We start from the raw sequence: 19,188 nt of genomic DNA on the forward strand, positions 1-19,188 counted from the left end.
TTTGTGTAATTCATGGCTAAAAAACCTTTGCGAACTTTGCGAAAATCTTTGCCGGCCTTGCGGTTAATTGCGGCGGGCTAAAAAATCTTAAGTATGTAAATCTAATCCAAATGTAGAACGTAAAAGTTCAATGTTTGGATTTATTTCCATCAGACGGTTGTATCGGTCCTGATCGTTAAAGCTGCGTTTGGTTTCAATAGTTTCATTAACGTTAACCTGAATCGTAATGTCATGATTGTGTAAATGTCCTTTTAAATGTCCTAAAAGCCCGTTAATCTGACTTTCAAAATCCAGTTTAGAACCTTCATTAGGTAATTCAAGCGTAATCACCGTTCCGTCTAAAGTCGGGTCGTTAATCAATAATAACGATTCCATGATTTTTAAGCCTTTATCCCCCAAACGTTGTGCGTATTTATTCCACTCCACTAACATTTCTGTCTCCGTAAATTCTTCAGTTGGTAAAACGGAGGTCGGTTTTACGTAAGATCTGCTATTCGCTTCTAATTCTTTTTTCTTGCGAATACTCGATAGGGAAAAAGCAGAAATTTTGGGTTCGCTGCTTGTTTCTGAATTTTGAGTTAGGGGTTTTGAGTTAGGAATTTCAGCAGTTGGTATTTCAGCAGCTGTATTTGCTTTATTCTCAATATTGGAATTGTCATTGTCGTTTTGACTGACATTGACATTGTTATTTTCCTTTTCGTTTGGAATTTGGACTTTATTATTTGGAATTTCTACAATAGAATATCCCCCATTTTTAAAGTAAACAGGTGGAATTATGAATTGCTCAGCTTTTTTTTTTCTCCATCAAAGTTGATAGAGGCCAATTGCATCAGACATAATTCGACTAAAAGACGCTGGTTCTGACTCAATTTGTATTTTAAATCACAGTCATTTGCAATTTCAATTCCTTTCAATAAAAAATCCTGAGAGCATTTCTGCGCTTGTACACCATACATTTGCTGTGCCTGCTCACCCACTTCAAGCAAAGCGATGGTAGCAGGAGTTTTGCTTACCAGTAAATCTCTGAAATGTGAAGCCAGTCCGGCAATAAAATGATGTCCGTCAAAACCTTTTGCAAGAATCTCATTGTAAGCCAGTAATAGATCCGGGATTTTATTTTCTAAAAGTAAATCGGTAATGTTAATGTAAGTTTCGTAATCTAAGACGTTTAGATTCTCTGTTACAGCCTGACGTGTTAAGTTGGTTCCGCAAAAAGAAACGACACGGTCAAAAATAGATAGCGCATCACGCATGGCACCATCTGCTTTTTGAGCAATAATGTGCAAGGCATCGTCTTCAAAATTAATTCCCTGGCTTTTTGCAACCTCTGCCAAATGTTCTTTAGCATCTTTTACCGTAATTCTTTTGAAATCAAAAATCTGGCAACGGGATAAGATCGTTGGAATAATCTTGTGTTTCTCTGTGGTGGCTAAGATAAAAATAGCGTGTTTTGGCGGTTCTTCCAATGTTTTCAGAAAAGCATTAAAAGCTGCCGAAGACAACATATGAACCTCGTCAATAATATAGACTTTATATTGCCCGGTTTGTGGCGGGATTCGAACCTGATCGATCAGGCTTCGAATGTCATCAACCGAGTTGTTGGAAGCGGCATCTAACTCAAAAACATTAAAAGCAAAATCCTCATTAGGATCATCATATCCGGGCTGATTTATTTTTCGAGCCAGAATACGGGCGCAGGTGGTTTTTCCAACTCCACGCGGTCCTGTGAACAAAAGGGCAGAAGCCAGGTGATTGCTGTCAATGGCATTCAACAAAGTGTTGGTAATAGCTTTCTGGCCTACAACATCCTTAAAGGTCTGTGGGCGATACTTACGGGCCGATACTACAAATTGTTCCATAATCTTTTAATTCGATAGCAAATATAGGCTGAAAATTGCCAAATCACAAATCTGAAATTGATAAATATTGGAGTGTATTTTGAGTGTTTTGAATAGGAGAAACTAAGGTGCTGTTTTAGTTAAATTTAATTTTTTAAGAGGTGCTTTTTGTTTTTTTAATTTATAATAACGATTCATTATTTTGTTATGAAAAATGTATTATTTTAGCAAGTAGCAACACCTGAAAAATTACGTAAATCGTTCAAAAATTGATGATTGGTGCATTTCTTAAACTCAACTTTTCATGAAAAAATATCTGTTACTAATTGCAATTGCATTTTGTTCTTTTCAGATGCAGGCTCAAACGGCTCAGGATACACTTGATATCAAACGTGTTGCCCTTGCTTATATTGAAGCACAGCACAATCCTAATCCTAAATTGATGGAAAGTGCTTTGCATCCGAGATTGGTCAAAAGATCCGTTTTTAGAAATAAGGAAACTCAAAAAGATTATGTATCTGAATATTTCGCTGAAAACATGGTTATTCTGGCGGAGACTTATAACCTAAAAGGAGATAAGTTCCCGAAGAATCCACGAAAAGAAGTGAAGCTATTAGATGTTTCAGCGAGAACAGCGTCTGTAAAATTACTGGCCGATACCTGGATCGATTATATGCACATTGTAAAAACGAATGGAGAATGGAAAATAATCAATGTACTTTGGCAATATAATGATGTATCACAACACGAATAGATTTAGCATTTCTGTGTAAATAAATAGGTTTAAAATCTATCTTCAAAAGTAGTTATTTTGATGATTAATATTGGTGTATGAATGATAAACTAAAAATTATCGAATTCAGAGAAAGCGATTTGAATGCATTGCGTCAACTATTTCTAAAAGTGCGTCAAAGTACTTTTATCTGGGCTGATGTGGCAACATTTGATTTGTTCGATTTCGATGTTCAGACAAAAGGAGAATATATCCTGACGGCTCTTTATGATGAAAAAGTAATTGGCTTTATATCGGTCTGGATGCGGGATAATTTTATTCACCATTTGTATATTGAGGAAGCATATCACAAACGCGGAATTGGAAAAATGCTTTTAAAAGCTGTTATGGAGCAAACTAAATTTCCGGTACTGTTGAAATGCCTGGAGAGAAATACCGTTGCTGTAGCATTTTATAAAAAGATTGGATTTATAGAGAAAGGGCACGGCGATAACGAAAACGGCCCTTATATTTTGTTTGAATTGAATCAGAAAATAGCATCAGATTAAAATGAAAATCATAACCTGGAATTGTAATATGGCTTTCAGAAAAAAAGCCCGGTTTATTTTGGCCCATCAGCCGGATATTCTGATCGTTCCGGAATGTGAAAATATCGAAAAACTCCAATTTCCTCCAGATGTTCCGTTGCCAGCAGCGGCACTTTGGTACGGTACCAATCAGCACAAAGGACTTGGTGTTTTTTCGTATAGCGATTACAGGTTTGAACTTATGGATTGTCATAATCCTGATTTTAAAAACGTACTGCCCATTGCCGTTACCCAAGGAAAAACAGATTTTACTCTCTTCGCGGTATGGGCCAATAATCCTCAGGATAAAGACGGACAGTATGTAACTCAGGTCTGGAAAGCGATCCATTATTACGAAAAATTGCTTTCTGAAACGAAGACCATTTTAATCGGTGATTTTAACAGTAATACCATTTGGGATAAACCCAGAAGAGAAGGAAATCATTCTGCCGTAGTGCGTAAATTGGCAGAGAAAAAGATATATAGTGTCTATCATAAATTTTTCAATCAGGAGCAGGGAAAAGAAATCCACCCAACTTTGTTTTTGTATCGCCATGAAAATAAACCGTATCATCTCGATTATTGTTTTGCTTCAAATGATTTTATTGAAGTTTTAGAAAACGTTGAAGTCGGCACTTACGAAGACTGGAAGATGCATAGTGATCACAAACCTTTAATTGTTACTTTTGGGAATGTGATTTCTTAAACAGCAATAATTTAAAAATAAGTACAAATGCTTAAAAAATTCCTTGTCACGACACTTATCCTATTGGGAATATTTGCATTTTTTTTAGCAGGTGTTATTTTCTTCATTTATAAATATTAATTTTTTCCATACTGGGAAAAATATAAAAACGATAAGATCATCTTGTAAAATTTTAGATCTCAATTCATTTAATTTTAGATATTTAATTTAAAGAAATATCATTATGAAAATGAAATCAATTTTATTGGGAATGTGTCTGGCATTTTCTTTAGTGGCGTGTGGTCCTAAAGATGCAGACATTCAAAAAGACATAGATGCAAAATTACGAGATATGCCCGGAGTCCGCGTTGCTGTACAAGATGGTGTTGCAACAATTTCAGGAATTTGCAAAGATGATCCTTTCAAACAAAATGTAGAAAGTACCGTAAAAGGAATTAAAGGAGTAAAATCGGTAGTGAACAACTGTGATGTTCCGGCGCCGGATGCGGCACCTGATCCAGCGGCTGTTGTGATCAATTCTGACACTACTTTAGATAAATCTGTAAATGAGGTCGTAAAAGCTTATAATGGGGTAAGTGCTACCGTTGCAGATGGTGTAGTAACACTTTCCGGAGAAATCAAAAGAAATGAATTACAGCCTTTAATGCAAAGTGTGCAGGAGTTGAAACCCAAAAAAGTGGAAAACAAATTAACGATAAAATAAAAAGTGATGAGTTTACAAGATAAATACAGAGAAGTAACCAATCTGGCTTCTGACTTAGGAATAACAAATTTGCAGGTCAGAGAACAAGATAATGTACTGTATATTGATGGTACAGCCAATGCTGCATCAGACAAAGACAAACTTTGGGATGCTTACAACAAAATAGATCCGGATTACAGATCGGCTGATGTCGTGATGAATATAGAAGTAATTGAAAAAGTTTCAAAAGAATATACAGTTGAGAACGGGGACTCACTTTCTAAAATTGGAAAAGCATACGGAGTTTCCTGGCAGGATATATACGAAGCCAATAAAGACATCATCAAAAATCCGGACCTGATTCAGGTGGGTTGGAAACTGAAAATACCAACAGTATAATTTTTAATTTGTAAAGTCCGTCTTTTGATGGACTTTTTTAGTTTTTTACCGCAAAGGGCACAAAGATATTCGCAAGGGTTTTGCGTTTAATTTGTATCATTTTGAGAAACGAAGAATCTCGCGACGTAAGTAACCAACGAAAATTCCTCGTTCCCCGAAATGATAATCCTGAATTTATTTTTGGAATTTGGAATTTTAAAAATTTGGAATTTAAAATTCACCTTCCCTTTATACTCAAATCCAATAATATCTGTGCAGTTTCAGAATCTGAATCGGCCGAAAATCCCGAGACGTAAACTCCTTTTTTGCCTGAAATTGATTTTATTCCGTATACCACTGCCTCATCGCCCGGGTCTGATTCCCCTTCGTATCGATACACATGTACAATTTCAAATTTTTCAGGATTCTTTTTAATTGCGTCAGAGTTTAAATTAAAATCGCAGGTAAATCCTTTTTCATTCAATTGATCTAAAGCTTTTGAAACGGTTGCGTAATGATACATTCTAGTCATAATAATCGTATTTTAAAATTATGGATTTTAAAGATAACTATTTTAAAATTAAATTGTTATGAAAACGGAGCGAAAATCTAAAATTTAAAATCATTATTCTTAGTATATAAATCGTTACTTTTGCCGCGCAGACCGCCTTATCGTCGTTCGCTTCGGCGGAGGGAGGAAAGTCCGGACACCACAGAGAAGCATAGCGGGTAACACCCGTCGGTCTTAGTAATAAGGCAAGGACAAGTGCAACAGAAAGTATGTACAGGTAATGCTGTAGTGAAACCAGGTAAACTCTATGCGGTGAAATACCAAGTATATCAGCATTTAAGGGCTTCTCGTTCGTTGTTGAAGGGTAGGTAGCTCGAGCTTATGAGTAATTGTAAGCCTAGATAAATGATAAGGCTCTGATTTATCAGGGACAGAATCCGGCTTATAGGTCTGCATTTTTTATATATTTGTGAATCCATCTAATTAATTTTCATGAATATTACTACCCCCAAACTCCCGAATAAACCTAAAAAAAGTACTTTTTCAATAATTATAACCAATCTTACTTTTTGGGTTCTGATTGCCATTATTGCAGGTGTTCTGCTCGGTCATTTTTCTCCTGAAAACGGTATGAAAATGGAAATCGTTGGCAAGACCTTTGTCGACATTATCAAGCTTTTTATTGGTCCTATTATCTTTCTTACAATCGTTCTGGGAATTTCCGGAATGGGAAACCTCAAAAAAGTAGGCCGTATTGGTGTAAAAGCCCTTGGGTATTTTGAAATTGTTTCGACCATTGCTTTGTCAATTGGTGTTACGATTGCTTATGTTTTCAAACCCGGTAAAATCGATAAGACTGGATTGGCGCTGCAAGACGCCAGTCAGTATACCAATCATGCTGCGGAAAACTTTTCCTGGCTGAAATTCTTTCTTTCTAATTTTACGCTTCAGGTTTTACTGGCAGCAATTGTCTGTGGTATTGCATTGAATTTTTATCAGAAAAGAGAACAAACTATTTTGGTTTTGGAGCGCTTCTCAAAAGTAGTTTTTAAAGGTTTGAAATATGTAATGTATCTCGCTCCGCTTGGTGCTTTTGGCGGAATGGCATATACCATTGGTAAGTTTGGCCTGCAGACTTTGATTCCGCTTGGTAAGCTGATGCTTTGCGTTTACCTGACGATGATTTTGTTTGTGTTTTTAATTTTGGGAAGTATCCTGAAATATTATAAAATAAGTATTGTTTCAATTTTAAAATATATAAAAGAAGAGCTTTTATTGGTTCTCGGAACTTCCTCTTCCGAAGCTGCTTTACCCAGTATAATGGTGAAACTGGAGCGAATGGGCTGCAGTAAATCGGTTGTGGGATTGGTGATTCCGACCGGATATTCTTTTAATCTTGACGGAACCTCGATTTACTTATCAATGTCGGTGATTTTTTTGGCGCAGTTGTATGACGTTCATCTGAGTTTCTTTGAAATTCTGAGCGTTATTGGTATTTTGATGATTACCTCAAAAGGTGCCGCCGGTGTGACCGGAAGCGGTTTTATTGTCCTGGCGTCGACGTTGACAGCAATCCATAAAATTCCGGTTGAAGGATTGGCTTTTTTATTAGGCGTAGATAAATTTATGAGTGAAGCCCGAGCCATAACCAACCTAATCGGGAATACAGTAGCGACAATTGTGATTTCTAAAAGTGAACATGATTTTACGGAGCTGAATCTGGAATCTGTTACAGAAGAGTAGCATCCCTTGCGAGTATGGGAAGCGGATTGCACGGATTCGCTAAAGCAAAAACGCGGATTTAAACAGATTTTTTTATTTACATTGAAATGGAGGGTAATATTTAAAGTTGGCATTTAACTCAGACATTTTACATTTAACATTTAACATGAAAACAAGAATTGGAATATTAGGTTTAGGTGGGGTAGGCGGCTATTTTGGCGGAATTTTAGCGAAAGCGTATCAGGAATCTGAAGACATAGAAATTGTATTTATTGCTCGTGGCGAAACGTTAAAAGTAGTTTCAGAATCTGGATTGAAGATTATTACCAGGGATTCAGAAATAGTTGTTTTTCCGAAAGTAGTTTCAGACGATCCGGTGGTCATTGGCAAACTCGATTACTTAATTTGTGCCACTAAAACCTATGATATTGAAGAAAGTCTTCTCGCATTAACTAAATGCATTACAAAAAACACAGTAATCCTTCCGTTATACAATGGAGTTGATGCGACGGAACGTATCAGTACACTTTTTCCGGATAATGAAGTGCTGCAAGGCTGTGTCTATATTTTTTCGATGATTGAATCGCCTGGTGTGATTCATAATGTAGGATCGTTGCAAAGATTATTTTTTGGTTCTGAAAGTGCTTCCGTTTACAAAATGAAAGCCTTGCAAAACATCCTTAAAAACGCAGCAATCGATAGTCATCTGGTAGATAATATTGAAGATACGGTTTGGGAGAAATTTGTTTTTATATCCGTACTGGCTTCAGCAACATGTTATTTGAATTTTAATATTGGAGAAATTTTAGAAAGCCGGACAGGCAGAAATATATATGTCTCCCTAATGAATGAAATTACAATGATTGCAGCCGTAAAGGGATTAAATCTTCCTGAGGACATTATTCTTCAAACGATTTTAAAACTCGAAAAAACACCACCTGAAACAACTTCATCGATGCATCGCGATTTGTTGTCCGGAAGAAATATAGAATTGGCTTCATTAACCGAATTTGTAGTTAATGAAGGCCAGAAATATGAAGTTGAAACCCCAACGTATCAATTGGTTTTAGATAAATTAGGAAACCCAAATAAATCAATAATCTAAGATTCGTCTTTTGTCCCGCGAACCAAGCTGATTCCTGACATAAAAAAGACGATCCCAAGTATTCCGTAAATAATTAGGGATTTTATATCTCTGGTTTCGCCAGAAGTGCCTGCGAAAATAACTGCTGTGTAAATTAGTCCGATAATACCCAGGACTGTAAGTAATCCTCCAAATAATCTTTTTAGATTCATGATTTGTGTTTTTAAATGTTAACAGCAAATGTATTTGAATTAATAATCAAATAGTTATACAATTATGGGTATGGATTATAAGATTTACAGCTGAATATGTAAGAAAATAATCTGTTTTTTTATAGCATGGCATTGTTTTAAGACTATATTTGCGCCATCAACTTGAAAAAAAATGAGAAAAAACTACCTGTTTTTATTTTTATCGCTTCTTTTAACGAATACTCTTTTGGCACAGGAAGAGGCTCCGGCTACTGTCGTAAAAAATCAATTTAAGATTAACATGTTATATCCCGGCTTTGTTTACGAGCACGGTTTTTCAGATAAAAACACGCTTTATTCCGAAGTTAATCTTGGTTTGGGATATCGTTATAACAGTTATTATGACGAATCAACGGTGTATTTTTTTCCTTCTATCAATGAGCAGTTTCGTCATTACTATAATTTTGCAAAGAGAGCTGCTAAAGGAAAAAGAACAGCTCATAACTCCGCTAATTTTGTTGCTTTATCTGCTTACTATAATTTTAAATCTATCGCTACCAATGAAAAATATGGAGAATATTCCCCGTCTTTCACTATAGCTCCACTTTGGGGATTTCAGCGCACGTATAAAAGAAAATTTAATTTAGAAGTACATCTGGGAGCTGGGATTAATGTAGATAAATTCGATACTGAATTTACTCCTATCGGTAATCTTACTTTAGGTTGGGTAATTGGAAAATAAGCTATGATAAAAAAAATACTTTTCTTTTTGTTGGTTTTGTTCTGTATAAAATCAAATGCACAGCATGCCAGAGTATTTGCAAATATTTCAGCCTATTTGCATTCTGACTTTCAGAATAATTCTTTTTCCGAATTTGGAACTGGTTTAGAGGTAAAAGTGCATCGCTTTCTGAAACCCGAAGTAGGAGTCAGTTATTTTATCGGAAGTCTGGAGGATTACAGTAAAGTTGACCAACAGGGAAATACACTCGATCTCAGAACCAGTAAGGTATATGCTCTTAATTTCAACCTGACACCTAAAATTTCGTTATATAGTAAAGAAGTAAATTCCGGAGATGTGTTTATTCAGATATTGCCCCGATTTAATGTTTCAAAAATCAGCGCAGATCGGTATTACACTGTTATCAATCCAATTAAACCATCGGCTTCTGTTACTACAAAAGAAACAGTCAGCGAATGGTATCAGTCATTTGGAATAGGATTAGGAATCGATATTGTACTTTCGGATAAAAGTTATGATTCACTTTCGGTTAATTTGTATTACAACGGAGTGAATATGGGAAAAGCCTTAACGGAAGTAAATCATTCTAATTCACGAATTAATACAGATACGGTTGGGATGGGAATAAGCTATTATCTGGGATTTGAAAAAAAGAAAAATTAAAGCATTAGATTCTTAAATTTTAAATTCAATACCAATATTTCGAATGCTTTCGATACTGATTTTAGCATCTTCCTTAAAATATTTCCTGATTTTACTGATGTAAACATCCATACTTCTGCCGGAGAAAAAATCGTCATTGCCCCAAATGGCTTTCAGGATTTGTTCCCTTTTTAGCAATTGGTTTTTATGCGAGTAAAAGTACTGAATCAAAGCAGCTTCTTTTTCAGTGAGTTGCTGATTTTGGTGGTTGAGTTTCAAAGTCAGCCGTTTGGTATCAAAACAATACAATCCGATCTGAATTTCTTCGTTGTCCGTTGAAAGGTTTTTTTGCAGGCTTCTTTTTAAGATGTTTTGTAAACGTAAAATTAGTTCTTCAGCTTCAAAAGGTTTTACAATATAATCGTCTGCACCGAGTTTTAGTCCAATGATTTTGTCTTCTTTTAATTTTTTGGCTGTCAGGAAAATAAAAGGAATTTCAGGGTTTATTTTGTTTATTTTTTCCGCTAATGAAAAACCGTCCAGTTTAGGCATCATCACATCAAAAACACAAATGTCAAAACGTTGCTTTTTAAAAAGATCCAGTGCCATTTCACCATCTTCCGCCCAAATTACTTCATAGTGATAAAGCTCCAGATATTGCCTGAGCACATTGGCAAAATCAAAATCATCTTCGGCTAAAAGTATTCTTTTCAATGGGAAATGATTTAAACTTTAAACATAATCGTAAACACAGCTCCTTTTCCTAAATCGCTTATCACGGCAATCGAACCCTGATGCGCTTTTATAATTTGATCAACATAATATAAACCCAGTCCAAGGCCTTTTGCATTGTGTAAATTGCCTTGTTCCACTCTATAGAATTTTTCAAAAAGCAAGGCCTGTTTGTTTTTTGAAATCCCTATTCCGTCATCTTCAATACTGACTGAAAACTGGTCCTGATGTTTTCTTGTTTTGACGGAGATATTGTTGGAGCCATATTTTACGGCATTTTCCAGCACATTTAAAATAGCCGTAGTCAAATGAAATTTATCTAAAACCAATACTGTTTTTTGCGTTTGAAAATCGGTTTCAATTGTAATTTTCGGATTACCAATTTTAAAATCTTCTATAATCGAAAGCAGGAAAGTTTCGGTATTTATTTTTTCTTTTTGTAATTCGATTTCATTTTCAGCCAGTGAGTTCGCCAAAACCTGATCAATCAAACTCTGCAAACGATTATTCTGGCGCGAGATTGTATTGATAATCGCATTGAAGTTTTCGTCGTTCTCCCGAATGTTTTTCTGTTCCAGTATTTTCGTTGAAATTCCTAATGTGGCCAAAGGCGTTTTGAGTTCGTGTGTGATATTGTTGATGAAATCAGTCTTTACATCGCTTACTTTTTTTTGTTTGATCAAAGCTTTGATCGCAATTATAAAAAGCGTTATTAAAGTAAAAACAGAAAGTAAAGACAAAGTCAGCACAACTGCCATACGCCTTAAAATAATCAGTTCCCAGTCGATTACCGAAATGTACATCGAATCTTCCGTTAGTAATTTGTAATCCTGATTTTCAAATGTTCCATTCGTTGTTCCGACATAATTCCGAACTAAAAAAGCATGATTCAATGAAGCCAGATTACCGTATAATTTATTCTGAATAAAAGGTTTTTGAGAAAAAATGGTGTCTGTTTTTTTTGCGTTTTGATACAGTATGAATTTATTCAGGACAATGGCAAAATCAATTTTAAGATCGGGCAATTCCCGTGCAAACTTGCGTTGAATTTTCTGTGTTAAAGCATTCTGATATTCGTTTTCCAGAATGCTGTTTCTGATTTCAGATTTGGTCTTTTTTCCCTGAAGATAGTTTTCCGATAATAGTTTATAAAGCGCTTCTTTTTTGCTGACCAGTACCGAATCAATATCACTGTAATTATGGGAAACCTGGGCAATTTCATTCTTGATCTCGGTATGAAATTGTGCTACTTTATAATCGTAAGCCGTTTTTACTAAATAACATTGTACCGCCGATAATATGAGCAGTGCAAAAACAGAAAGTGTGATTAATAAATTGATTCTTTGTTTCATTCGATTGTAAATTCAGATCAAAAATAAAGCTTTTATCAAACAAAAAAGCATTAACGTCCCATTAACCTCCAATTAACTTCCGGAACGTTTTATTAGAAGCATTTTTGTACCTCTCAAACCAAAATCTTCTTACCGTATGAAAATTTACTTTTTCTTAAAAATCATTTTATTTGTATTGCTTTTTTGTTTTTCAATAGCCGGATATGCACAGGTTGAAACGCCTAAAGACAGTATTTCCAATCAACTGAATGAAGTTCTGATTACTGCTGATAAAAAAGCGTTTTCAAATCAAAACGGAAATATAAAAGTTGACGTTGCAAATTCGATTTATAATTCAATTCCAAATGCAGTTGATTTATTGGCAAAATTACCAACCGTTCAGATCAGTTCAGATAAAGAAAGTATTACAGTTATTGGAAAAGGAAGTCCGCTCATTTATATCGATAATCAAAAAGTGGGAATAAATGATCTGAATGCTTTGTCGGTAGCCGATATCAAAACTATCGAAATTATTAAAAATCCATCTTCCAAATACGAAGCCGAAGGTCGCGCCGTAATTTTAGTTACAAGGAAATTTAGTAAAAAAGATAGTTTCAGAACCGAAATTTCCGAAGTGGCTTCTTTCAAAAAACGGTATAACAATTATCTTGGATTCAATTCCAATTTCAAAAAAAATAAAGTGGAATGGAAAGCCAACTTCAATTACAATAAACTTCAGCCCTGGGAAAGTCACAGTATTAAATATCAAATTCCGCAAGCTAACATTGCGTCAGATTATGATGTGTCTGCTTTTACTAAAAGAGACCAATTTGTTTTTGGAGGAGGTTTATTCTATAAAATAAATGAGGATGATTATTTTTCGATTAGTATGAACAGTAAATTGCAAAATGATTCTTTTGATATCAATACCACCACTTATAACAAAAACAATAATGAGGAAAATAAGGTGATCACATGGACTGATAATCAAAGTAAAAAGAATTTTGTAAACTCCCTTTTAAATTATCAGAAAAAAATAAAATCGATTGATACACAGTTTTTTACAGGTCTGCAATATTCTAATTTTGATCAGGGATTGTTTACCGCGGTAAAAGATAATTATAATGATACGCAATTTGGATTGACACAAATCAGGGATCAGAAATTTAAAATTAATTATTTTTCGGGAAGAATTGATATCGATAAAAAATTTAAAAATGAAATGAAACTTGAATTTGGAGGCTTGTATGCATCAGCAAATTCTAAATCTGATGTTGCTGTTTTTTATGCAGCAACCAATGAAAACGAATTAAGTTTTTACGATTTTAAAGAGGGAAACTTATCCGGATATACACAATTGTCCGGTAAAATTAAAAAAATCGATTTCTCGGTTGGATTTAGAGTTGAAAACTCAAATGTAACAGGTAAATTTAAAACAGACGAATTACCCTTACTGGATAAAAAATACACTAATTTTTTTCCGAAAATGCAGTTTTCATTTCCAATAGATAGTGTTAAAAGTATTTCTGTAAACTACGCTAAAAGTATTTCAAGGCCTAATTATTCGTCTTTAAGTCAGGGGTCTACCTATATTAACCCGTATTTTTTATACACTCGAAATATTAATTTAATTCCGACGATTACAGATGAGATTGCTGCGAGTTTTCAGTATCATGATAAATCAGTCAAATTAAGTTTTACCAAAAGCAGTAATCCGGTTTATAACAGTTTTTCTTTTGATGATCAAAAAAATATCATGACTTTTAAAGATATCAATTTTAATAAAAGCTCTGGATTATCGCTTGATTTTACGTTGCCGTTTACGTACAAATTTTGGACAACAACGAATTCTTTAGCTTTTATTTTAGAAAAGATTGAAGATGAATCTGCAGCGTTTGTGGCTTCAGAACCCTATTTGTATTATTCATCAAATAATGAATTTAAACTTCCCAAAGAATATGTCTTCACGTTGAATTTTTGGGGATTAACAAAGCAAAATACAGGTGTTTTTGAAACAAATCCCAGACTTATTGTTGATATGGCAGTTTCAAAAGCATTCTTAAAAAAATGGAGATTTACGGTGAGCTGTAATAATATGTTTAAAAATAATATTGAAACAGAAAAATTTACAATCAATGCTATTAATTCTAAAGCAAGATATGTGGTGGACAATCATGAAATTTTAATCTCCATAAAATATGCTTTCGGGAAGATAAAAGAAACCGAATTTAAAGAGAGAAATATTGACGAAAATCAAAACAGAATTAGATAAAAATAAAAAGTCTCCTGAATTTCAAGAGACTTTTTTATGATTAAAAGAGAATTTATCCTTCGTCTTCTTCTGTAGCTTTACTGGATGTTTCATTACTAAGTTCTTCATCGTCGTCCGTAGAATTCAATTCGAAGAAAGTAAAAAAGGAACCTCCATAACTTTTCTGAAACGAGAAATTACTCAAATGTTCCAGTTTGGTGTATTTAGAATGTTCGATCACCATCATTCCGTCCTCGTGAAGCAAATCTCTTTCGAAAACCGTCAGGACAATTTTTTCAAAAGTTGCCTGATCTAAAGCGTAAGGAGGATCTGCAAAAATAATATCGTAAGAAGTTTTGCAATTTTCAAGGAATTTAAAAACATCGCTTTTTGTTGCAGCGATTTCAAAATCATATTCTGACGAAACCTGTTTGATGAATTTTACGCATCCAAAATCCCCATCAACGGAGGTAATTGGCGCACTTCCTCGTGAAGCGAATTCGAAACTGATATTTCCGGTACCTGAAAATAAATCCAGAACCTTCAAACCCTCAAAACTAAAATGATTGTTCAGAACATTAAACAATGCTTCTTTACTCATGTCAGTTGTTGGTCGTACAGGAAGGTTTTTGGGTGGAAAAATGCGGCGTCCTTTGAATTTTCCTGAAATGATTCTCATGATTGAAATAAGATATAATGTTTTTGATTCTGAGCAGTGGAGTAGTTGTTTTTTTCTTGTAACCTGCTTACATCCAAAAATGTAACGTTACGAATGTATTTATACGCAATGGTATAAAAAGGATCATTTTTAGTTATTGTCCCCAATAGTTCGAGATGAAAACTTTCAGGATTTAAACTTAATTGCTCCGCTGTAAAAAGCAGATAATATAAAAAATCTTCCGGTGTCTGATATTCGAATGAGTTGAATAACAGCAGTTTTTGGTTCTGTACCACAATCAGTTCAAAGTGATCCGGATTAAAATTAACGATCATTTTTTTATCGTCGTTATTTTTAGAAGCTTCCAGCATTTTTTCAATTAAAATACTGTTAGCGTGTTTGTAATCAAACGAACCCACCTGATCAATTAAAAAATTATTGATATTTACATAGGGTATATAAACGGTATTCATGTGGTAATTTGAAATCTGATCATAGGTAAAAAAATCAGTTTCAAAAACCTTGGTATTATATTGCAGGTAACTGCCTAGATAATTTTCATCAAATAAAGCAGTAGGCACAAAAGTCGAAAGATTGTTATTATGAATGACGATTATATCGTCATAAGTGTCTTTTAGTTCAGGATGTTTTTTAAAAGCATCACCGTACAATTCTTCTATTTTGGATCCTTTTTGTGTTGGTGTAAATTCTACTTCATTAAAAGAAGTAATGCTGTTATTAAGCGTGTCAAAACAACAAAACGAAAATCCGTTCAGCGAAACCTGAATAGAAAGTTTTTTGTATTTTTTGGATGTTATATTAGTATTTTGAAATGCCATAATCTGATTTACAATTCATTACCTGTTGTAGTGTCAAGAAAGAATTTAATTTAAACACAAACTTACAAATTAAAAAGCAACAATAATAATTGCAATTTCAAAAACAACATTTTAGTAAAGTTATGGGCTTATTATATTTTTATTAATTCTTTAATTTCAGTTGGTTCCTTTTCGAAAATATTATGATTAAAATTGATTTTTGAAATTGCCTTTAACGCTAAAAAGACCGTACTTTGCAGTTCAATTTTATCTTATGAATTCAGCACTGTTTTATAGCGTTTTACAAAAAAAATTTCCTTTTGCCCCAACCTATAAACAGGATATATTTTTTCAGAAAATTGCTATTTTCCTGACAGAACCGGACAACAAGACCATTTTTGTATTGAAAGGATATGCCGGAACAGGTAAAACGACTGTGATCTCTACGATTGTAAATAATTTGGGCGATATCAACAAGAAGTTTGTTTTGCTTGCCCCAACCGGACGCGCCGCAAAAGTAATCGCGAATTATTCGAATACGCCTGCCTTTACAATTCATAAAAAAATATATTTTCCTAAAAAATCATCCGGCGGAGGAGTTGCTTTTACGAAACAAATCAACAAGCATAAAAACACTATTTTTATTGTCGATGAGGCTTCGATGATTTCAGACAGCAATTCAGATTCGAAATTGTACGATAACGGGTCGTTGTTAGACGATTTGATTTCCTACGTTTATTCCGGGACCAATTGCAAAATGATTCTTTTGGGAGATACTGCGCAGCTGCCTCCCGTTAATTTAGATATTAGTCCGGCGCTTGATACCCATACTTTGGGTGCCCATTACGATAAAGAAATCGAACATATAGAACTTGACGAAGTAATGCGTCAGGAGGAAAGTTCGGGAATTTTGTATAATGCTACCGAATTACGTGAATTGTTAAAGGAATCTTTTATAACGGAATTTAAATTCAATGTAAAAAAATTCAAAGATATTGTCAGGCTTACCGATGGATATGATATTCAGGACGCCATAAATACCGCTTACAGCAATTATAGTATTGAAGATACGGCTTTTATAGTGCGTTCCAATAAAAGAGCCAATCAGTACAACGAGCAGATCAGGACCAGAATCCTTTTTAAAGAAAGTGAACTTTCAGTTGGCGATTTCCTGATGGTGGTCAAGAATAATTATTTTTGGTTAAAGGAAACCGACGAAGCCGGATTTATTGCCAACGGAGATATTATTGAAGTGCTGGAGCTTTTTGGAATCAAAGAGCTTTACGGATTCAATTTTGCGAAAGTTAAAATCAGAATGGTCGATTATCCGGATCAGAAACCTTTCGAAACGGTTTTAATTTTAGATACCATAAAAAGCGAATCGCCTTCTTTGACGTATGAAGAATCCAATCGTTTGTACGAAGAAGTGATGAAGGATTATGAAGACGAGACGACCAAATACAAGAAGTTTCAAAAGGTAAAGAATAACGAGTATTTCAATGGTTTGCAGGTTAAGTTTTCTTATGCCATTACCTGTCACAAATCGCAGGGAGGGCAGTGGGATACGGTTTTTATTGAGCAGCCATATTTACCAAACGGAATCGACCGTGATTACATCAGATGGCTTTACACTGCGATGACACGTGCTAAAAATAAGTTATATTTGATAGGCTTTAAAGACGAAAGTTTTGAGGAATAAATTTTAGCCACAGATTAAAATAATTCTCACAGATATAAATGCAGAAGATTAGAAAATATTTTTTAATCCCTTAATCTGTGGCAAGAAGTTTTAGCAGATTTTTTTTGGTAGAAATTCTAATAATTCGTGGCAAAAAGAAAACATTTTAAAAAATGACAACACTAAACGATTTACATTCGATTTCATCTACGTTTTCGAATACCGATAAAATGCCGGTTTTGTTTTTGGGACACGGCAGTCCGATGAATGCGATTGAAGAAAATCAGTTTGTAGCCGGTTTTCGTAATCTGGCCAAAACATTACCGCAGCCCAATGCTATTTTATGTATTTCGGCACACTGGTTTACCAATGGAACCAAAGTAACAGCCATGCAAATGCCAAGAACAATCCATGATTTCGGAGGTTTTCCGCAGGCACTTTTTGATGTGCAATATCCGGCAAAAGGAAGCCCTGAACTGGCGCAGGAAACCAAAAAAATATTAGAACCTGTAAATGTTGATTTAGATGAGCACTGGGGTTTAGATCATGGTGCATGGAGTGTCATCAAACATTTATATCCTGAAGCTAATGTTCCGGTCATTCAGTTGAGTATTGATTACACCAAATCCGGGCAATATCATTTTGAGCTGGCGCAGAAATTACAGGCATTGCGTCACAAAGGAGTTTTGATCATTGGAAGCGGGAATATTGTCCACAATTTACGTTTAGTAGATTTTAGAAATTTTGATAAAGACAATTATGGTTTTGACTGGGCGATTGAAGCCCGTGAAACCGTTAATAATTATTTACTCGATGGCAATTTTCAGCCCCTGATTCATTTCGAAAAAATGAATAAAGCCGTTCAGTTGGCGATACCAACTCCGGATCATTATTTACCGCTGCTGTATACTTTAGGATTAAAGCAGGAATCAGAAGAATTGAGTCTGTTTAATGATAAATTACTGGCAGGTTCCCTGAGCATGACCTCCGTAAAAATAATGTAATATAGCTTTGTGTTAGTCCGTGCAACGTTGTCAATCTCTGTGAAAGTTATTACACAAAGCTGCGCGAAGATTTCACAGAGATTCGCAAAAGAAAACTTTAAAATATTAAAATGAAAATAATAGCTGTAATTCCGGCACGATATGCCTCTACACGTTTTCCTGCTAAACTAATGCAGGATTTAGGAGGTAAAACCGTTATTTTAAGAACATATGAAGCAGCAGTTGCCACCCGATTATTCGACGACGTTTTTGTAGTAACCGATTCTGATCTGATTTTTAATGAAATTGTTTCGAACGGCGGTAAAGCCATCATGAGCATCAAAGAACACGAATCCGGAAGCGACCGGATTGCAGAAGCAATTGCCAATTTAGACGTTGATATTGTGGTGAATGTGCAGGGTGATGAACCCTTTACGGAAGCAGGCCCATTAGAGCAGGTTTTGGCTGTTTTTAAGAACGATCCGGATCATAAAGTAGATTTGGCTTCGTTGATGCGTGAAATTACAGATGAGGAGGAAATTAATAATCCGAATAATGTGAAAGTGGTTGTCGATCAGTCACAGTTTGCCTTGTATTTTTCACGTTCTGTAATTCCGTATCCGAGAGATAAAGAGGTTGGAGTGCACTATTTTCAGCATATCGGAATTTATGCCTTTAGAAAACAGGCATTGCTGGATTTTTACAGTCTTCCAATGAAATCCCTTGAAGCTTCTGAAAAATTAGAACAGCTTCGTTATCTCGAATTTGGAAAACGCATCAAAATGGTTGAAACCACTCATGTAGGAATCGGAATTGATACCGTTGAAGATTTAGAAAAAGCGAGAGCTATTTTGAGAGATATATAGTATAAATGTGAAAGTGAAACGTAAGATGTAAAATGTGAAGCAAAAAAAAGTCCCCGGGAAAAGAAATTTTTCCGGG

At 34.8% G+C, this 19,188-nt stretch carries 21 protein-coding genes and 1 other RNA gene; 14 read left to right on the top strand and 8 right to left on the bottom strand.

Annotated elements, in window-relative coordinates:
* Positions 1–87: 87 nt before the first annotated feature.
* Positions 88–375, bottom strand: a complete 288-nt coding sequence (locus EV142_RS10875) for a DNA polymerase III (RefSeq protein ID WP_238698694.1) — start codon at positions 373–375, stop codon at positions 88–90.
* Positions 376–773: 398 nt separating this feature from the next.
* The gene (gene dnaX, locus EV142_RS10880) at positions 774–1,859 is read right to left on the bottom strand and encodes a DNA polymerase III subunit gamma/tau (RefSeq protein ID WP_132035404.1); all 1,086 of its coding nucleotides are present in this window, start codon (positions 1,857–1,859) and stop codon (positions 774–776) included.
* 283 nt (positions 1,860–2,142) lie between these two features.
* Between dnaX and EV142_RS10885 the strand changes: the two genes are divergently transcribed.
* The 5 genes from EV142_RS10885 to EV142_RS10905 all read left to right on the top strand — a co-directional run bounded on the left by EV142_RS10885 (position 2,143) and on the right by EV142_RS10905 (position 4,924).
* The gene (locus EV142_RS10885) at positions 2,143–2,592 is read left to right on the top strand and encodes a nuclear transport factor 2 family protein (protein WP_132035407.1); all 450 of its coding nucleotides are present in this window, start codon (positions 2,143–2,145) and stop codon (positions 2,590–2,592) included.
* Positions 2,593–2,669: 77 nt separating this feature from the next.
* Complete coding sequence (locus tag EV142_RS10890) at positions 2,670–3,119, top strand: GNAT family N-acetyltransferase (protein ID WP_132035410.1); 450 nt, start codon at positions 2,670–2,672, stop codon at positions 3,117–3,119.
* Between the two features lies 1 nt (position 3,120).
* On the top strand, positions 3,121–3,843 hold the full coding sequence (locus EV142_RS10895; protein ID WP_132035413.1) for an endonuclease/exonuclease/phosphatase family protein: 723 nt from the start codon (positions 3,121–3,123) through the stop codon (positions 3,841–3,843).
* Positions 3,844–4,066: 223 nt separating this feature from the next.
* Positions 4,067–4,546: a BON domain-containing protein gene (locus tag EV142_RS10900; RefSeq protein WP_132035416.1), complete on the top strand. Its 480-nt coding sequence runs from the start codon at positions 4,067–4,069 to the stop codon at positions 4,544–4,546.
* Between the two features lie 6 nt (positions 4,547–4,552).
* The gene (locus EV142_RS10905) at positions 4,553–4,924 is read left to right on the top strand and encodes a LysM peptidoglycan-binding domain-containing protein (RefSeq protein ID WP_132035419.1); all 372 of its coding nucleotides are present in this window, start codon (positions 4,553–4,555) and stop codon (positions 4,922–4,924) included.
* 217 nt (positions 4,925–5,141) lie between these two features.
* Here EV142_RS10905 and EV142_RS10910 read toward each other — a convergent pair whose 3' ends face one another.
* Complete coding sequence (locus tag EV142_RS10910; protein ID WP_132035422.1) at positions 5,142–5,435, bottom strand: hypothetical protein; 294 nt, start codon at positions 5,433–5,435, stop codon at positions 5,142–5,144.
* A 124-nt stretch (positions 5,436–5,559) separates the two neighbouring features.
* Here EV142_RS10910 and rnpB point away from each other — a divergent pair.
* The 3 genes from rnpB to EV142_RS10925 all read left to right on the top strand — a co-directional run bounded on the left by rnpB (position 5,560) and on the right by EV142_RS10925 (position 8,241).
* An RNA gene (gene rnpB / locus EV142_RS10915) (RNase P RNA component class A) lies at positions 5,560–5,875 on the top strand.
* A gap of 31 nt (positions 5,876–5,906) precedes the next feature.
* Positions 5,907–7,157 (top strand): cation:dicarboxylate symporter family transporter, encoded by a 1,251-nt coding sequence (locus tag EV142_RS10920; RefSeq protein ID WP_132035425.1) that lies wholly within the window; start codon positions 5,907–5,909, stop codon positions 7,155–7,157.
* A 145-nt stretch (positions 7,158–7,302) separates the two neighbouring features.
* On the top strand, positions 7,303–8,241 hold the full coding sequence (locus EV142_RS10925; RefSeq protein WP_132035428.1) for a ketopantoate reductase family protein: 939 nt from the start codon (positions 7,303–7,305) through the stop codon (positions 8,239–8,241).
* Here EV142_RS10925 and EV142_RS10930 read toward each other — a convergent pair.
* Positions 8,238–8,432 (bottom strand): hypothetical protein, encoded by a 195-nt coding sequence (locus EV142_RS10930; RefSeq protein ID WP_132035431.1) that lies wholly within the window; start codon positions 8,430–8,432, stop codon positions 8,238–8,240. The genes EV142_RS10925 and EV142_RS10930 overlap by 4 nt on opposite strands.
* Before the next feature lie 172 nt (positions 8,433–8,604).
* Here EV142_RS10930 and EV142_RS10935 point away from each other — a divergent pair, with 172 nt between their 5' ends.
* Together EV142_RS10935 and EV142_RS10940 are read left to right on the top strand one after the other, a co-directional pair.
* Positions 8,605–9,153 carry a hypothetical protein gene (locus EV142_RS10935; protein ID WP_132035434.1) on the top strand — a complete coding sequence of 183 codons (549 nt, stop codon included), beginning with the start codon at positions 8,605–8,607 and terminating at the stop codon, positions 9,151–9,153.
* A gap of 3 nt (positions 9,154–9,156) precedes the next feature.
* Positions 9,157–9,816: a hypothetical protein gene (locus EV142_RS10940; RefSeq protein WP_132035436.1), complete on the top strand. Its 660-nt coding sequence runs from the start codon at positions 9,157–9,159 to the stop codon at positions 9,814–9,816.
* 12 nt (positions 9,817–9,828) lie between these two features.
* Here EV142_RS10940 and EV142_RS10945 read toward each other — a convergent pair whose 3' ends face one another.
* Together EV142_RS10945 and EV142_RS10950 are read right to left on the bottom strand one after the other, a co-directional pair.
* A complete protein-coding gene (locus EV142_RS10945; protein WP_132035439.1) occupies positions 9,829–10,509 on the bottom strand; it encodes a response regulator transcription factor in 681 nt (226 codons plus the stop codon).
* A gap of 11 nt (positions 10,510–10,520) precedes the next feature.
* A complete protein-coding gene (locus EV142_RS10950) occupies positions 10,521–11,879 on the bottom strand; it encodes a sensor histidine kinase (RefSeq protein ID WP_132035442.1) in 1,359 nt (452 codons plus the stop codon).
* Positions 11,880–12,015: 136 nt separating this feature from the next.
* On the opposite strand from EV142_RS10950, the gene EV142_RS10955 reads away from it, so the two are divergent.
* A complete protein-coding gene (locus tag EV142_RS10955) occupies positions 12,016–14,130 on the top strand; it encodes an outer membrane beta-barrel family protein (RefSeq protein ID WP_132035445.1) in 2,115 nt (704 codons plus the stop codon).
* A gap of 52 nt (positions 14,131–14,182) precedes the next feature.
* Here EV142_RS10955 and EV142_RS10960 read toward each other — a convergent pair whose 3' ends face one another.
* Complete coding sequence (locus EV142_RS10960) at positions 14,183–14,788, bottom strand: RsmD family RNA methyltransferase (RefSeq protein WP_132035448.1); 606 nt, start codon at positions 14,786–14,788, stop codon at positions 14,183–14,185.
* Entirely contained in the window at positions 14,785–15,606 is an 822-nt protein-coding gene (locus EV142_RS10965) for a DUF3822 family protein (protein WP_132035451.1), read from the bottom strand. The genes EV142_RS10960 and EV142_RS10965 overlap by 4 nt, the downstream gene beginning before the upstream one ends.
* 253 nt (positions 15,607–15,859) lie before the next feature.
* Between EV142_RS10965 and EV142_RS10970 the strand changes: the two genes are divergently transcribed.
* The 3 genes from EV142_RS10970 to kdsB all read left to right on the top strand — a co-directional run bounded on the left by EV142_RS10970 (position 15,860) and on the right by kdsB (position 19,112).
* Positions 15,860–17,284, top strand: a complete 1,425-nt coding sequence (locus EV142_RS10970) for an ATP-dependent DNA helicase (RefSeq protein ID WP_132035454.1) — start codon at positions 15,860–15,862, stop codon at positions 17,282–17,284.
* Positions 17,285–17,436: 152 nt separating this feature from the next.
* Positions 17,437–18,267 carry a 4,5-DOPA-extradiol-dioxygenase gene (gene ygiD, locus EV142_RS10975; RefSeq protein ID WP_132035457.1) on the top strand — a complete coding sequence of 277 codons (831 nt, stop codon included), beginning with the start codon at positions 17,437–17,439 and terminating at the stop codon, positions 18,265–18,267.
* A gap of 110 nt (positions 18,268–18,377) precedes the next feature.
* Entirely contained in the window at positions 18,378–19,112 is a 735-nt protein-coding gene (gene kdsB, locus EV142_RS10980) for a 3-deoxy-manno-octulosonate cytidylyltransferase (RefSeq protein WP_132035460.1), read from the top strand.
* Positions 19,113–19,188 lie beyond the last annotated feature (76 nt).

The sequence above is a fragment of the Flavobacterium circumlabens genome, assembly GCF_004345565.1.
In the GTDB taxonomy this organism is placed as follows: Bacteria; Bacteroidota; Bacteroidia; order Flavobacteriales; family Flavobacteriaceae; genus Flavobacterium; species Flavobacterium circumlabens.

What these genes read in the sequence shown, in the direction of transcription:
- EV142_RS10950 (WP_132035442.1), bottom strand. Translation starts at nt 11,879, where the DNA reads ATGAAACAAAGAATCAATTTATTAATCACACTTTCTGTTTTTGCACTG.
- EV142_RS10900 (WP_132035416.1), top strand. Translation starts at nt 4,067, where the DNA reads ATGAAAATGAAATCAATTTTATTGGGAATGTGTCTGGCATTTTCTTTA.
- EV142_RS10920 (WP_132035425.1), top strand. Translation starts at nt 5,907, where the DNA reads ATGAATATTACTACCCCCAAACTCCCGAATAAACCTAAAAAAAGTACT.
- EV142_RS10875 (WP_238698694.1), bottom strand. Translation starts at nt 375, where the DNA reads ATGGAATCGTTATTATTGATTAACGACCCGACTTTAGACGGAACGGTG.
- EV142_RS10935 (WP_132035434.1), top strand. Translation starts at nt 8,605, where the DNA reads ATGAGAAAAAACTACCTGTTTTTATTTTTATCGCTTCTTTTAACGAAT.
- kdsB (WP_132035460.1), top strand. Translation starts at nt 18,378, where the DNA reads ATGAAAATAATAGCTGTAATTCCGGCACGATATGCCTCTACACGTTTT.
- EV142_RS10930 (WP_132035431.1), bottom strand. Translation starts at nt 8,432, where the DNA reads ATGAATCTAAAAAGATTATTTGGAGGATTACTTACAGTCCTGGGTATT.
- EV142_RS10940 (WP_132035436.1), top strand. Translation starts at nt 9,157, where the DNA reads ATGATAAAAAAAATACTTTTCTTTTTGTTGGTTTTGTTCTGTATAAAA.
- EV142_RS10955 (WP_132035445.1), top strand. Translation starts at nt 12,016, where the DNA reads ATGAAAATTTACTTTTTCTTAAAAATCATTTTATTTGTATTGCTTTTT.
- EV142_RS10960 (WP_132035448.1), bottom strand. Translation starts at nt 14,788, where the DNA reads ATGAGAATCATTTCAGGAAAATTCAAAGGACGCCGCATTTTTCCACCC.
- EV142_RS10885 (WP_132035407.1), top strand. Translation starts at nt 2,143, where the DNA reads ATGAAAAAATATCTGTTACTAATTGCAATTGCATTTTGTTCTTTTCAG.
- EV142_RS10895 (WP_132035413.1), top strand. Translation starts at nt 3,121, where the DNA reads ATGAAAATCATAACCTGGAATTGTAATATGGCTTTCAGAAAAAAAGCC.
- dnaX (WP_132035404.1), bottom strand. Translation starts at nt 1,859, where the DNA reads ATGGAACAATTTGTAGTATCGGCCCGTAAGTATCGCCCACAGACCTTT.
- ygiD (WP_132035457.1), top strand. Translation starts at nt 17,437, where the DNA reads ATGACAACACTAAACGATTTACATTCGATTTCATCTACGTTTTCGAAT.
- EV142_RS10965 (WP_132035451.1), bottom strand. Translation starts at nt 15,606, where the DNA reads ATGGCATTTCAAAATACTAATATAACATCCAAAAAATACAAAAAACTT.
- EV142_RS10905 (WP_132035419.1), top strand. Translation starts at nt 4,553, where the DNA reads ATGAGTTTACAAGATAAATACAGAGAAGTAACCAATCTGGCTTCTGAC.
- EV142_RS10910 (WP_132035422.1), bottom strand. Translation starts at nt 5,435, where the DNA reads ATGACTAGAATGTATCATTACGCAACCGTTTCAAAAGCTTTAGATCAA.
- EV142_RS10970 (WP_132035454.1), top strand. Translation starts at nt 15,860, where the DNA reads ATGAATTCAGCACTGTTTTATAGCGTTTTACAAAAAAAATTTCCTTTT.
- EV142_RS10890 (WP_132035410.1), top strand. Translation starts at nt 2,670, where the DNA reads ATGAATGATAAACTAAAAATTATCGAATTCAGAGAAAGCGATTTGAAT.
- EV142_RS10925 (WP_132035428.1), top strand. Translation starts at nt 7,303, where the DNA reads ATGAAAACAAGAATTGGAATATTAGGTTTAGGTGGGGTAGGCGGCTAT.